The organism is Rahnella sp. PAMC25617, from assembly GCF_050606005.1.
Classification (GTDB): Bacteria; Pseudomonadota; Gammaproteobacteria; order Enterobacterales; family Enterobacteriaceae; genus Rahnella; species Rahnella variigena.
This window is the reverse complement of sequence record NZ_JBOCUM010000010.1, coordinates 27,663-41,259: the sequence shown is the minus strand read 5'-3', so window position 1 is coordinate 41,259 and position 13,597 is coordinate 27,663. Positions and strand designations below refer to the sequence as shown.

9 protein-coding genes are annotated in these 13,597 nt (G+C 55.2%); 4 read left to right on the top strand and 5 right to left on the bottom strand.

The window, feature by feature from the left end:
* Positions 1-68: 68 nt before the first annotated feature.
* Complete coding sequence (gene argG, locus ACM615_RS14550) at positions 69-1,430, bottom strand: argininosuccinate synthase (RefSeq protein WP_112290320.1); 1,362 nt, start codon at positions 1,428-1,430, stop codon at positions 69-71.
* Positions 1,431-1,624: 194 nt separating this feature from the next.
* A complete protein-coding gene (locus ACM615_RS14545; protein WP_431012080.1) occupies positions 1,625-2,101 on the bottom strand; it encodes an Lrp/AsnC family transcriptional regulator in 477 nt (158 codons plus the stop codon).
* 133 nt (positions 2,102-2,234) lie between these two features.
* On the opposite strand from ACM615_RS14545, the gene ACM615_RS14540 reads away from it, so the two are divergent.
* Positions 2,235-2,651, top strand: a complete 417-nt coding sequence (locus ACM615_RS14540) for a DUF2000 domain-containing protein (RefSeq protein WP_113877554.1) — start codon at positions 2,235-2,237, stop codon at positions 2,649-2,651.
* Positions 2,652-2,716: 65 nt separating this feature from the next.
* Here ACM615_RS14540 and ACM615_RS14535 read toward each other — a convergent pair whose 3' ends face one another.
* The 3 genes from ACM615_RS14535 to ACM615_RS14525 form a co-directional block, all read right to left on the bottom strand.
* Complete coding sequence (locus ACM615_RS14535; RefSeq protein WP_112290324.1) at positions 2,717-3,901, bottom strand: sugar transporter; 1,185 nt, start codon at positions 3,899-3,901, stop codon at positions 2,717-2,719.
* A gap of 172 nt (positions 3,902-4,073) precedes the next feature.
* Complete coding sequence (locus ACM615_RS14530; RefSeq protein ID WP_129638892.1) at positions 4,074-4,616, bottom strand: M15 family metallopeptidase; 543 nt, start codon at positions 4,614-4,616, stop codon at positions 4,074-4,076.
* Complete coding sequence (locus tag ACM615_RS14525; RefSeq protein ID WP_113877556.1) at positions 4,613-5,443, bottom strand: gamma-glutamyl-gamma-aminobutyrate hydrolase family protein; 831 nt, start codon at positions 5,441-5,443, stop codon at positions 4,613-4,615. The genes ACM615_RS14530 and ACM615_RS14525 overlap by 4 nt, the downstream gene beginning before the upstream one ends.
* Positions 5,444-5,913: 470 nt before the next feature.
* On the opposite strand from ACM615_RS14525, the gene ACM615_RS14520 reads away from it, so the two are divergent.
* From ACM615_RS14520 to ACM615_RS14510, 3 genes are read left to right on the top strand one after another with little or no spacing between them, the layout of a single operon-like run.
* Positions 5,914-7,257 (top strand): MdtA/MuxA family multidrug efflux RND transporter periplasmic adaptor subunit, encoded by a 1,344-nt coding sequence (locus ACM615_RS14520; RefSeq protein WP_431012079.1) that lies wholly within the window; start codon positions 5,914-5,916, stop codon positions 7,255-7,257.
* Entirely contained in the window at positions 7,254-10,445 is a 3,192-nt protein-coding gene (locus ACM615_RS14515) for an efflux RND transporter permease subunit (RefSeq protein ID WP_129638893.1), read from the top strand. Before ACM615_RS14520 ends, ACM615_RS14515 begins: the two co-directional genes overlap by 4 nt.
* Positions 10,446-13,571 carry an efflux RND transporter permease subunit gene (locus tag ACM615_RS14510; protein WP_129638894.1) on the top strand — a complete coding sequence of 1,042 codons (3,126 nt, stop codon included), beginning with the start codon at positions 10,446-10,448 and terminating at the stop codon, positions 13,569-13,571.
* Positions 13,572-13,597: the final 26 nt, after the last annotated feature.

Here is a 13,597-nt window from a genome sequence, read left to right as displayed (position 1 = left end):
CCTTCGCAGGGGGAGGAGCATACAAGGGACTTCTGCAACTTCTTGCAAATTGTTTAAACCAACAGCAATTACTTATTCTTCACCTGCAATCCGCGTGGCAGATTATTGTTATCCACCTGCGGTAAACCGGTAGAGGCGGAAGAAGTCAGCAAGCCTGTCTCAACGTAGTTTTGCAGTTTCTCGCGGGTATCGGTGATATCCAGGTTACGCATGGTCAGCTGACCAATACGGTCATCTGGTGAGAACACAGAATCGCCTTTTTCCATGGTCAGACGCTCTGGTTTGTAAGTCAGGTTCTCAGACACGGTATTCATGATGGTGTAGTCGTTGCCGCGACGCAGTTCCAGAGTGACTTCACCGGTGATTTCGCTGGCGACCCAACGCTGAGCGGAGTCACGCAGCATCAGTGCTTGTGGATCGAACCAACGGCCCTGATACAGCAGACGACCCAGAACACGGCCATTTGCGTGATATTGCTCGATGGTGTCTTCGTTATGAATACCGGTCAGCAGACGCTCGTAAGCGATGTGCAGCAGCGCCATTCCCGGGGCTTCGTAGATGCCACGGCTTTTGGCTTCGATAATACGGTTTTCAATCTGGTCGCTCATACCCAAACCATGACGGCCACCGATGCGGTTGGCTTCCATCATCAGCTCAACGCTGTCATCAAAGGTTACGCCGTTCAGTGCAACCGGATAACCGCGTTCAAAACGGACAACCACTTCTTCCGCTTTCACGACCACATTCTCGTCCCAGAATTTCACGCCCATAATCGGATTAACGATTTTGACGCCGGAATCGAGGAATTCCAGATCTTTGGCTTCGTGCGTCGCGCCCAGCATGTTCGAGTCGGTTGAGTAGGCTTTCTCGGTCGACATTTTGTAATCGAAACCGGACTGAATCATGAATTCGGACATCTCATGACGGCCGCCGAGTTCATCGATAAAGTCGGTATCCAGCCACGGCTTATAAATTTTCAGTTCAGCATTGGTCAGCAGACCGTAACGATAGAAACGTTCGATATCGTTACCTTTGTACGTGCTGCCGTCGCCCCAGATATTCACGCCGTCTTCTTTCATTGCGGCAACCAGCATGGTGCCGGTTACGGCGCGACCCAGCGGGGTGGTGTTGAAGTACGTCACGCCTGCGGTGGTGTTATGGAATGCGCCACATTGAATGGCGGCAATGCCCTCAGCAACCAGTTGTTTACGGCAATCAATCAGGCGGGCTTTCTCTGCACCGTACTCCATCGCTTTACGCGGAATGGCGTCGTAATCTTCTTCATCAGGCTGACCCAGGTTTGCCGTGTACGCATAAGGGATCGCGCCTTTTTTCTGCATCCACAGCAGCGCTGCACTGGTGTCCAGACCGCCGGAGAACGCGATACCGACACGCTGATTGATAGGAAGGTGCTTGAGAATAGTTGTCATCGATTAAATCCTGTATGAATTAGGTCTGTCTGCTAAAGATTTCAATGCCTATATTGATAACGCAAAACCGGGTTCAGGTAAAAGGGATTTTGCATATTTATGTAAATTTTATCGCATAACTATCTACTTGTCATGTTGGCCAGGAAGTGTTTTATTCAACATCGTTCAGCATTTTGCCATACCCTCGAATGTCCTTAAATCCCCTCCAGCGGCAACACATCCAGCGGTTTCACTTCCCGGAGTACAAACGAGGTTTGCATCTCTTTAATCCCCGGTAAACGGCGCACGACTTCCATCGCGAAGCTGGAAAAACTGTCGAGATCTTTCGCCACCACCTGCAACAGAAAATCTGCGTCACCGGCAATTGCATAACAGGCAATCACCGAGGGCAGCGCGCCGACTTCCTGTTCGAAACGCCGGGCATCTTCCTCGCTGTGGCTGTCGATTTTCACCCGGATAAAAGCCAGCAACCCCAGCCCGATTTTTTTCCGGTCAATGTTCGCCTGATAACCGGTGATCACACCGTTGTCTTCCAGCTGTTTCATCCGCCGCCAGCAGGGAGAGGCAGCCATGCCCACTTTTTCCGCCAGCTCCTGATTGGTCATTCTGCCTGAACTCTGTAGTTGTTTAAGAATGCGAAGGTCTGCCGGCGAAATTTCAGATACAGACATAATCTGCCTTTTAAATGTGATTATGAGGAAGGGATAACCAGATTAGGGCATTTTACCGCGCAAAAAGAAAGCACCTTTCAGTGTCTCAACGCTATCCTTTTTGTCATCAATAATGATGAAAAGGGCGGACAAAATGGCAGATAACCTGCGGGTGGCAATTATCCTCAATCCCGAACTTCCACCGGGATTACTGGCGAACACGGCAGGCGTAATTGGCATCGGATTAGCAGCAAAATTTCCGATGCTGGCGGGCAGTTCACTGACGGATGCAAAGGGCGTCACGACCGATACTATCTCTAAAACTCCGCTGCCCATTCTGCAGGCAACGCCGGATCACATTAAGGCGCTGATGTTCAAAGCGCTGGACGCAGCAGGCGAGCGCAGCGTGGTGCCGTTCCCGGCATTTGCGCGCACGATGCATCAGTTTGAGCAGTATGAAATGACGTTTCCGCGGCGGGATTTATACGATGAAGTACTCGATGGAGTGGGCCTGGTCGGGCCGGAAAAATGGATTAAATCGCTGACGGGGAATCTGAAGTTATTGCGTTAATTCCATGAACATTCAGGCATAAAAAAACCGGCAGATGTGCCGGTTTTCCTTTTCAAGTCCCGATATCAGTTCGTTACTTTCAGCTGCGGATAGCGTTTGAAAATCGTCAGACACCAGACCAACGCGATGCAGCCGATCAGCCCGCCTGCATAGCCGACGTTGCTCATTTCCAGATGCAGACTCACCTGATTGCCGATCAGCGCGCCCGCGCCTATACCAATGTTATAGATGCCGGAAAGCAGTGCCATTGAAACGTCCGTGGCATCGGTCGCCAGCGCCAGTACACGCACCTGCAGTGCTAGGCCGATAATCATCATTGCCAGCCCCCAGATCACACAAAGGACTGAAATAGCGACCGGATTCATCACCGCCACAAATAACAGCAACATGCTGAGGGTGACCAGTAAGATCGGGCCGCTGAGCATCGCCGCCGGGAAGCGGTTGCCAAGCACACTGAACGCAATGCTGCCGAGAATACCTGCGCCACCAAAAATCAGCAGCAGGAAGGTGGTGAAGTTTTCACCCATATTCGCGACGGTCTGGATAAAGGGCTCGATGTAGCTGTACGCCGTGTAGTGAGCAGTCACTATCAGTGCAGTCAGCAGATACATGCCGACCAGCGCCGGACGGCGGAACAACATCGGCACGCTTTTCAGTGAACCGGTATGTTCACTTGGCAGCGGCGGCAACAGTTTGATCAGGCAAATCAGCGTCAGCAGCGCAACGATGCCGATGCTCATAAAGGTGGTGCGCCAGCCGAGATATTGTCCGATCAGGCGTCCCAGCGGTAAGCCCAGCACCATCGCCAGCGCGGTACCGGTGGCTAACATACTGAGTGCCTGTGTTTTTTTACCGGCCGGTGCGACACGGATTGCCAGTGACGCGGTGATCGACCAGAAAATGGCGTGGGCGAGGGCGATACCGACACGCGAGGCCACCAGACTCCAGAAATCCCAGGCCACGACCGAAAGAATGTGGCTGGCGATGAATATCACGAAGATGACGATCAGTAAGCGCTTTCGCTCAACATTGCGGGTCAGCAGCATCAGCGGCAGTGACATCAGTGCCACAACCCAGGCGTAGATGGTCAGCATCAGACCGACCTGAGCGGTCTTCATGTTGAAACTGGCGGCGATATCGGAAAGTAATCCGACAGGCACGAATTCAGTGGTGTTGAAGATGAACGCGGCAATAGCCATCATCACAACGCGGAGCCATGCTGTCCTGCGCGAAACGGTATCTGATTGCATTGAAATTTATGACTTATAAGAAGATGTTGGGATCAGGCATTTGTCTGGCAGACACCTGTTGAGGGCATAGTGTGTTTTATTTGTGCTAAAAATGAAACAGAAAATTGGCCTAACAGATAAATGTTTCGACGACAATTTTAGTTATGGAAACTGAGATGCAGGTCACTGTGTTTTATTGCGGATGCCAGCACCAGTGCCACGGCTCATAAATAAAGCCCCAGGGATTATTCAGCGGAAAGGACATTATGAAACCGAAGCGGGCGGCGTGAGTTTGCAGCCACTGAAAAGCGTCTGTTTCGCCAAAAACGCCGGTCACTTCGTCGCAGCCGGGGGTATTGATATCTATGGCGCGACCGGTGTGATGTTCGCTGCATCCGGGCGGTGCCAGCGAGGTGAAGAAAACTTCCGGTGGGATGCCTGCCTGCTGTTTGATGCGGATTAATCCGGCCTGATAATCCAGACTGCGAAAAGCAGAGACCAGATAAATGCCCACGCCGTCGGCGGCAGCCTGTTGTTTCATCTGATGCCAGGCGGCAGCCGCGGGGGAGATCAGCCGGTAAACTTTGCCGCTCTCCGCGTCGGTTTCCGTATCCTCCAGTAAGTACTCACTTACTTCTTCAAAGTAAGGCAGCGTACGGTGTGCGATAACCTGCGGGTCGATGCCCAGATCATGCAGTATCTGGGCGGTTCTGATTTTAAGCGCCGCCTGATTCACGCCTGCTCATTCCCCGGACGGGAAATCGCGTCGTTCATCGCTTCTGTCATGGCTTTACCCGCCGTGCGCATTGACTGCTGATAGCGTGACGATGCTGCAACAAAGGCTTTCAGCAGTTGCGTGTCCTGCTGATGTTGCTGATATTCAGGGTGCCATTGCACGCCCAGGCAGAAATCATACTCCTCGCACTCAATGCCTTCGATCACGCCGTCAGGCGCATAAGCATTCACAATGCAGCCGGGGCCGACCGATTTCACCGCCTGATGATGCGAGCTGTTGACCTCATAATGATCGCGATCGACGCAGCGGCTGAGCAGCGAACCTTCAACAATCTCTACAGGATGACGGGCGCGCTTTTTGCCGCCGGCGTTTTCGGTATCGACGGTCGTGCTGTGTTCAAGGGCATCGGGCAGTGCATCGGGAATGTGCTGATGAAGCGTGCCGCCGGTTAACACGGCAAGCAGCTGCTGACCGCCGCAAATCCCCAGCAGCGGCATATTGCGCTGCATGGCACCTTTGACGATGGCTTTTTCAAATTCAGTTCGCGCCGGTTTCAGACGCACCTGATCGCTGGTCTGTTGCTCATTAAAGAGTTCAGGCGGAACATCAAACGCGCCGCCGGTCACGACAATACCGTCGCACATCGACAGATATTCATCCGCCAGTTCCGCGTGGTGCGGCAAAGCCAGCGGTACTGCGCCCAGCTCTGCCAGACTTTTCAGGTAGTTTTGACGCAGGGCATACCAGGGAAAATCGGCGTAGCCACCGGCTTCCTCACTGTCCAGCGTTACCCCAATCACCGGTCTGGATTGAAATTTTTTCTGCATTCGCCTGAATCCCTTTCAAGAAGATGAAAACCAATCAGAAAATTCACCTTATCAAGCCGTGGTCGGCGCAAACAATATAAATTATCAATACATCCAATTTTCGGGATTTACCTCTGGTTTTATAACCAGTTAAGGTGAGCGGGCAGGTTAAATTTCACGCTAAACCTGCGTTTTCCTGACAAAATTCCACGACTGGCTGACACTTCATAATGATTTTCTGTCTGTGTCTTCAATATTCATTCTCATTTAGTTCTTAACATTAAAGGGTCAGAAAGGATAAATTAGTGCGTATAATTCATCCTGCTGAATGAAATAAAAATTCTTAATTGCTAACGAAATCTTTACGTTGTCCTAAAAACAGCCGGTGAGCCTTTTAGGGATAATGTGTTTTGACTGATATTGAAAATCTCTGGTTGAAGGTCATTTTTCAGCTGCTTTCTCCTCTTTAATACTGCGAAACCAAGAAATTTATGCTGCCGACTGCCTCGTCTCGTTCCAAAAAACGCACTCTCGTGTGGGTTATCATCGCCATTATCGTTGCTGCGATCCTGGTCTGGTTCTTTGCTTTTCATCAAAGTGCTTCCGACTCATCTGCCCAAAAAAAACCGGGCCGCGGCGGAATGCGTGCGATGCGCGGCCAGATGATGGCCGGAATGGCCACACCGGTACAGGCGGGAAAAGCCACGCAAGCCGATGTGCCGGTGTATCTGCGTGCGCTGGGTACCGTTGTCGCCAACGCGACAGTCACGGTCACCAGCCGGGTGGATGGTCAGCTGATGAAGGTATATTTCACCGAAGGGCAGAAAGTCGAGCAGGGGCAGTTGCTGGCGCAGATTGATCCGCGCAGTTATCAGGCCACGCTGGAACAATATCAGGGTGATTTGGCGCAGAATCAGGCGCTGTCGAAAAGCGCTGAACTGACGCTGGCGCGATACCGCAAACTGTATGCGCAAGATTCCCTGGCCCGTCAGGATCTGGAAAGCCAGATTGCAACCGCCGGTCAGTATGCCGGTGCAGTGAAAGCCGATCTGGCACAAATCGCTGCCGCCAAGCTGAATCTTGAGTTCGCCAAAATTACCGCACCGGTCAGTGGCCATGTCGGCCTGCGTCTGGTCGATCCGGGCAACATGGTTACCAGCAGTTCCACCACCGGAATTGTAACGATTACCCAGACTCAGCCGATTGCCGTTACCTTCAGCGTGCCGCAAAGCAATCTGCAAACCTTGCTCAAAGCGCTGCGTGGCGGCAATCAGTTGCCGACGACTGCCTTTGACCAGAGCGGCAGCGAAGTGCTCGGACAGGGCAAACTGCAATTTATCAGCAACGAAATTGATACCAGCACCGGCAGCATCAAGCTGAAAGCGCTGTTCGATAACGCCGATGAGAAACTCTATCCGAACCAGTTTGTGAATGCCCGCTTACAGGTCGCGACCCTGAAAGACGCCACGGTGATCCCGGCGGCAGCATTACAACTGAGCAGCGACGGCGACTTCGTGTATGTGGTGAAAGCCGACAGCACCATTGAGCGCCGCAGCGTGAAATCCGGGCCAGACTTTGGTGACGATCAGGTGGCGATTTTGTCCGGCGTGAAGCCGGGCGAGCAGGTGGTGACTACCGGTATTGACCGCCTGAACGATGGCACCAAAGTCGAGATTGTCACGCCGAATTCCGGTGAAGCTGCAGCAGCGGACGGCTCGTCTAAAGCCCGCGAGCAAAGTGGCGGTGTGGATAAAGCCACCACCGGTGCCGACAAAACTGTCGCCGCGCCCGATGCAACTCCAAATACAGCCGGTAAAGACAGCGGGTCTAAATGAATCCTTCACGCCTCTTTATACTCCGGCCGGTTGCGACCATTCTGCTGATGGTCGCCGTGCTGTTGTCGGGGATTTTCGCCTACAACATGCTGTCGACCTCGGCGCTGCCGCAGGTCGATTATCCGACCATTCAGGTGACCACGCTGTATCCGGGCGCCAGTCCGGATGTGATGGCATCAGGGATCACCGCCCCGCTTGAGCGTCAGCTCGGTCAGATGGCCGGTCTGAGCCAGATGTATTCCACCAGCGCCAGCGGTTCCTCCATTATCACGCTGAAATTCTCGCTGGATTTGTCCCTCGACGTGGCCGAGCAGGAAGTCCAGGCGGCGATTAACGCGGCTGACAGCCTGCTGCCCAGCGATTTACCGAATCCGCCGACCTACAAAAAAGTGAACCCGGCAGATGCCGCGGTGCTGACCCTGGCGGCGACGTCCGAATCCCTGCCACTGACCAAAGTGCAGGATCTGGTGAATACCCGCGTGGCGCTGAAACTGTCGCAGATTTCCGGCGTCGGTATGGTCACGCTGGCGGGCGGTCATCAGCCTGCGGTTCGTGTGCAGGTCGATCCGCGTAAACTGGCGGCGCATAATCTTAGTCTGGAAACCATCAATACGCTGATCGGCAACAGCAACGTCAACGGCTCGAAAGGGGGCTTCGACGGCCCGCATCATTCGATCACCATCGATGCCAACGACCAGCTGCGCACCGCCGCCGAATACGGCAATCTGATCGTCAATTACGAAAACGGGGCAGCGCTGCGTCTGCGCGATGTGGCGACGCTTTCCGAAGCGCCGGAAAACCAGTACTTGTCTGCCTGGGCGAACAAGCAACCGGCCATTATTATCAGCGTGCAGCGCCAGCCGGGTGCCAACGTGATTCAGGTGGTGGACGCCATCAAAGCGCAACTGCCGAAATTGCAGGAAGCGCTGCCGGAATCGGTCAAAATCAGCGTGATATCTGACCGTACGCAAACCATTCGCGCCTCGATCAGCGACGTGCAGTTCGAACTGTTGCTGTCTGTCGCGCTGGTGGTGATGGTCACCTTCCTGTTCCTGCGCAATGTCGCCGCGACACTGATCCCGAGCGTTGCGGTGCCGCTCTCGCTGGTCGGCACCTTTGGCGTGATGTACCTGTGCGGTTTCAGTCTTAACAACCTCTCGCTGATGGCGCTGACTATCGCCACCGGTTTTGTTATCGATGACGCCATCGTGGTGGTCGAGAATATTTCGCGAAGGCTGGAGGAAGGCGAAACGCCGATGCAGGCGGCGCTCAAAGGCTCGCAGCAAATCGGTTTCACCATTATTTCCCTGACGTTCTCGCTGATTGCGGTGCTGATCCCGCTGCTGTTTATGGGCGATGTGGTCGGGCGCTTGTTCCGCGAATTCGCCATCACGCTGGCGGTGTCGATACTGGTGTCGATGGTGGTGTCGCTGACGCTTACACCGATGTTGTGCGCCTATTTACTGCGCCACACGCCGGAAGAAAAACAGAGCAAGTTTTACCGTAAAGGCGGCGAGTTCTTCGACAAAATGATCGCCGGTTACGACCGCATGTTGATCGTGGTGCTCAATCACCAGAAGCTCACCCTGCTGGTTGCCGCCGCCACTCTGGTATTTACCGCGTTGCTGTATGTGATTGTGCCAAAAGGCTTCTTCCCGTCGCAGGATACCGGGATGATCCAGGGCATTACCCAGGCGTCACAGGACGTATCCTTCAGTGAAATGGGACGCCGCCAGCAACTGCTGACCGCGGCCATTCTCAAGGATCCGGATGTGGAAAGTGTGTCGTCCACCATTGGCGTGGACGGCAATAACACCAGCCTGAACAGCGGGCGTTTGCAGATCAGCCTCAAATCTTTCGATGAGCGCAGCGAACGTGCGCCGGCAATCATTGCGCGTCTGCAACAGGAGACGGCAAATGTGCCGGGCATCGAACTGTACATGCAGGCTTCGCAGGATCTGACCGTTGACGATCAGGTCACGCCAAGCCAGTACCAGTTCACGCTGGATGATTCCGACAGTGAAAATCTGGTGGAATGGACGCCAAAGCTGATTGAAAAACTCAGCGCGCAGCCGGAATTCAGCGAAGTGGTCAGCAACCTGCAAAATCAGGGGCAGATTGCGTATGTGGAACTGGACCGCGATGCCGCCGCCCGTTACGGCATTACCGCTTCAGATGTCGATACCGCGTTGTACAACGCGTTCGGTCAGCGACTGGTTTCCACCATCTTTACCCAGGCGAACCAGTACCGCGTGGTGCTGGAAGTCGCCCCGCAGTTCCAGCAGTCACCGGCGTCGTTTGATGATGTGTATCTGGCGACCAACAACAGTTCTTCGACCAGCGGCACGGTAGCGACAACGACGACAACCACGACCACGACGTCGGACAGCGGCAACCCGACCACCAATTCCGGTGCGACTAACGGCATGGTGAAACTGACGTCGATTGCCAAAATCCATATGCGCACCGGCGCACTGTTGCAGGCGCGCCTCAACCAGTTCCCGGCGGTCACTGTCTCCTTTAACCTCAAAGACGGTTATTCGCTGGAACAGGCGCAGCAGGCGATCAAAACCACCGTGGCCGATATCGCCATGCCGGACAGCATCACTTTGCGTTATCAGGGTGCGGCGGCGTCGTTTGAAAGTGCCACCGGCAACACGCTGTGGCTGATCCTCGCCGCGCTGCTGACCATGTATGTGGTGCTGGGCATTCTGTACGAAAGCTTTATTCATCCGGTGACCATTCTGTCCACGCTGCCGTCGGCGGCGGTGGGCGCGTTGCTGTCGCTGATCTTTGCCGGTACGGAATTCAGCCTGATCGCATTGATCGGGGTGATCCTGCTGATCGGGATCGTGAAAAAGAACGCCATTATGATGATCGACTTTGCGCTGGATGCGGAAAACAAACAGGGGCTGTCGCCGCGTGAGGCGATCCACCAGGCCTGTTTACTGCGCTTCCGTCCGATCATGATGACCACCATGGCTGCACTGCTTGGCGCGCTGCCGCTGATGCTGGCGAGCGGATCAGGCGCGGAACTGCGTCAGCCGCTGGGGCTGGTGATCGTCGGCGGTCTGATCTTCAGTCAGGTTCTGACACTGTTCTCCACGCCGGTGATTTACCTGATGTTTGACCGGCTTTCTCACCGTCTGAATCCGCGTCATCGCCGCGCAGCGAAGCAGGCGGAATAAATGAATATTTCGCGTTTCTTCATCTTCCGTCCGGTCGCCACCATGCTGCTGACGCTGGCGATACTCCTGCTCGGTTTGCTGGGATATCGCCTGCTGCCGGTTGCGCCGCTGCCACAGGTGGATTTCCCGACCATTCTGGTCAGCGCCAGTCTGCCCGGTGCCAGTCCTGAAACCATGGCGGCAACGGTAGCGACGCCGCTGGAAAGGGCGCTCGGGCAAATCGCCGGGGTGACGGAAATGACCTCGCGCAGCTCGCAAAGTTCGACCAGCGTCATTTTGCAATTCGATCTGGATCGCGACATCAACGGCGCGGCGCGCGACGTACAGGCGGCGATCAACGCCTCCCGCGCCTTGCTGCCGAGCAGCATGCCGTCGCTGCCGACCTATCGTAAAGCCAACCCGTCGGATGCGCCGATTATCATGCTGGCACTGACGTCGGCTACGCGCAGTAAAGGCGAGCTGTACGATATCGCCTCGAGCCAGCTGCAACAGAAAATCGCGCAGGTGAACGGCGTCGGCCAGGTTTCGCTGGTCGGTTCCGCGCTGCCGGGCGTGCGCATTGATTTGCGTCCGGAAGCGATCACCTCTTACGGAATTTCCCTCGACACCATTCGCACCGCCATTGCCGACAGCACCAGCAACCTGCCAAAAGGGCTGCTGCAAGGCTCGGATCAGTCGTGGATGATTGAAGGTAACGGCCAGCAAAGCACCGCCGCGCAGTATAAAACGCTGATCGTCACCTACATCAACGGCTCGGCAATCCGCCTGAGCGATATCGCCAATGTGTATGATTCTGTTGAAGATAAATACAACGTAGGTTATTACAACAGCACACCGTCGGTCATGATTGGCGTGACGCGTCAGGCTGGCGCGAACATGCTGGAAACCATCGAAGCGATCAAGGCCGCGCTGCCGCTGATGAAAGAAAGTCTGCCGGGCGACGTGCAGCTTAATCTGGCGCTGGATCGCTCGCCGAACGTTTCTGCTTCCCTGCGCGATACCGAAATGACCTTGCTGGAAGCCACGCTTCTGGTGATCGCCGTGGTGTTTGTATTCCTGCGTAACTGGAATGCGGTGCTGATCCCGGCGGTGGCGCTGCCGGTTTCGCTGATCGGCACCTGTGCGGTGATGTATCTGCTTGGCTACAGCCTGGATAACCTCTCGCTGATGGCGCTGATTATCTCCACCGGTTTCGTGGTCGATGACGCCATTGTGGTGCTGGAAAATATTACGCGGCACATCGAGGAAGGGCTGGGGCCGGTGCGGGCGGCGCTGAAAGGCGCGCAGGAAGTCAGTTTCACCGTGCTGTCGATGACGCTTTCACTGATCGCCGTTTTCATCCCGATCTTGCTGATGGGCAGTATCGTCGGGCGTCTGTTCCGCGAGTTTGCGGTGACGCTGAGTGTCTCGCTGATCATCTCCATGCTGGTGTCGCTGAGCCTGACGCCGATGCTGTGTGCGCGTTTCCTCAAACGTAAACCGCCGGTGGAAAAACGTCAGCCGCGCATTTACCGCATGATCGAACGCGGGCTGAACAAATTGCTGGCGGCGTATTCTGCGGCGCTCGGCTGGGTAATGCGGCATCAGCTGATCACGCTTGTCGGCCTGTTCCTGACAATCCTGCTGAATTTCTATCTGTATACCGTGGTGGAAAAAGGCTTCTTCCCGGATCAGGACACCGGGATGCTGATGGGCATGTTACGTGCGGATCAGAACACCTCGTTCCAGTCGATCCAGCCGCAGGTGCTGAAATACAGCAAGATCATTCAGGACGATCCGGCGGTAGAAGCGGTAATGAGTTCAGCGGGCAGCGGCGGTTTTGGTTCACGTAATACCGCGACCTTCTTTGTACGTCTGAAAGATTTTGATAAACGCACCGCGACGGCCAATCAGGTCGCCAACCGCCTGATGATGGCGACTGGCAAAGAACCGGGCGCGCAGTTGTTCCTGATGGCGGCGCAGGATCTGCATATCGGTGGACGCAGTGCCAACGCCCAATATCAGTACAGCCTGCAATCTGACGATCTTTCCGTGCTGCGTGAATGGGCGCCGAAGGTGCAGAAAGCGCTGGCGAAACTGCCGCAACTGACCGGTGTGGATTCCGATGCGCAGACCGGCGGGCAGGAGATCATGCTCAATATCGACAGGGATCGCGCTACGCAACTCGGCGTGAACGTGAAGATGATCGACACGCTGCTCAATAACTCCTTCAGCCAGCGGCAGATCGCTACGATCTACAAAACGCTGAACCAGTATCACGTGGTGATGAACCTGACGTCTGACTACACCAGTAATCCGGATGTCCTGCATCAGCTGTATGTCGTCACCGATTCCGGTAATCAGGTGCCGCTGTCGGCGTTTGCTACCTTCAGCGGAGCCAATGCACCGCTGTCGGTTTCTCATCAGGGGCAGACGGCGACCACTACTATTGCGTTCAACCTCGCCGATGGCTATGCGCTGGAAGATGCACAGGCTGCGCTGAAAACGACGATGGCGCAGATTGGTTTGCCGGATACCGTTCATGGCAGTTATGCCGGTACCGCCCAGGCGTTTGAAGCGCTGGCCAGTTCCATGCCGTGGCTGATCCTGGCGGCGCTGGCGGCGGTATATATCGTGCTGGGCGTACTGTATGAAAGTTATATTCACCCGCTGACCATTCTTTCCACGCTGCCGTCTGCCGGGCTGGGGGCGCTATTGCTGATGCTGGTAACGGGGACGCAACTGACGGTGATCGCACTGATCGGGATCCTGCTGCTGATCGGTATCGTGAAAAAGAACGCGATCATGATGATCGACTTCGCGCTCGACGCTGAACGGCGGCTTGGTCTGACGCCGCAACAGGCGATCACTCAGGCCTGTCTGATGCGTTTCCGTCCGATCCTGATGACCACGCTGGCCGCCTTCTTCGGCGCATTGCCGCTGGCGCTGGGCAGCGGCGGTGACGCGGATCTGCGCAGTCCGCTGGGGCTGGCGATCGCCGGTGGTCTGGCGCTGAGTCAGGTTCTGACCTTATTCACCACGCCGGTCGTTTACCTGTATATGGATCGCACCAGCCGCGCGACGCATCGTCTGTGGCACCGCCTGCGTCCTCACACGACGCCGCCGGAGGCCCGTACCCATGACTGATCATGAAACTAAGCACACTGAAACTT

What these genes read in the sequence shown, in the direction of transcription:
- argG (WP_112290320.1), bottom strand. Translation starts at nt 1,430, where the DNA reads ATGACAACTATTCTCAAGCACCTTCCTATCAATCAGCGTGTCGGTATC.
- ACM615_RS14545 (WP_431012080.1), bottom strand. Translation starts at nt 2,101, where the DNA reads ATGTCTGTATCTGAAATTTCGCCGGCAGACCTTCGCATTCTTAAACAA.
- ACM615_RS14540 (WP_113877554.1), top strand. Translation starts at nt 2,235, where the DNA reads ATGGCAGATAACCTGCGGGTGGCAATTATCCTCAATCCCGAACTTCCA.
- ACM615_RS14535 (WP_112290324.1), bottom strand. Translation starts at nt 3,901, where the DNA reads ATGCAATCAGATACCGTTTCGCGCAGGACAGCATGGCTCCGCGTTGTG.
- ACM615_RS14525 (WP_113877556.1), bottom strand. Translation starts at nt 5,443, where the DNA reads ATGCAGAAAAAATTTCAATCCAGACCGGTGATTGGGGTAACGCTGGAC.
- ACM615_RS14520 (WP_431012079.1), top strand. Translation starts at nt 5,914, where the DNA reads ATGCTGCCGACTGCCTCGTCTCGTTCCAAAAAACGCACTCTCGTGTGG.
- ACM615_RS14515 (WP_129638893.1), top strand. Translation starts at nt 7,254, where the DNA reads ATGAATCCTTCACGCCTCTTTATACTCCGGCCGGTTGCGACCATTCTG.
- ACM615_RS14510 (WP_129638894.1), top strand. Translation starts at nt 10,446, where the DNA reads ATGAATATTTCGCGTTTCTTCATCTTCCGTCCGGTCGCCACCATGCTG.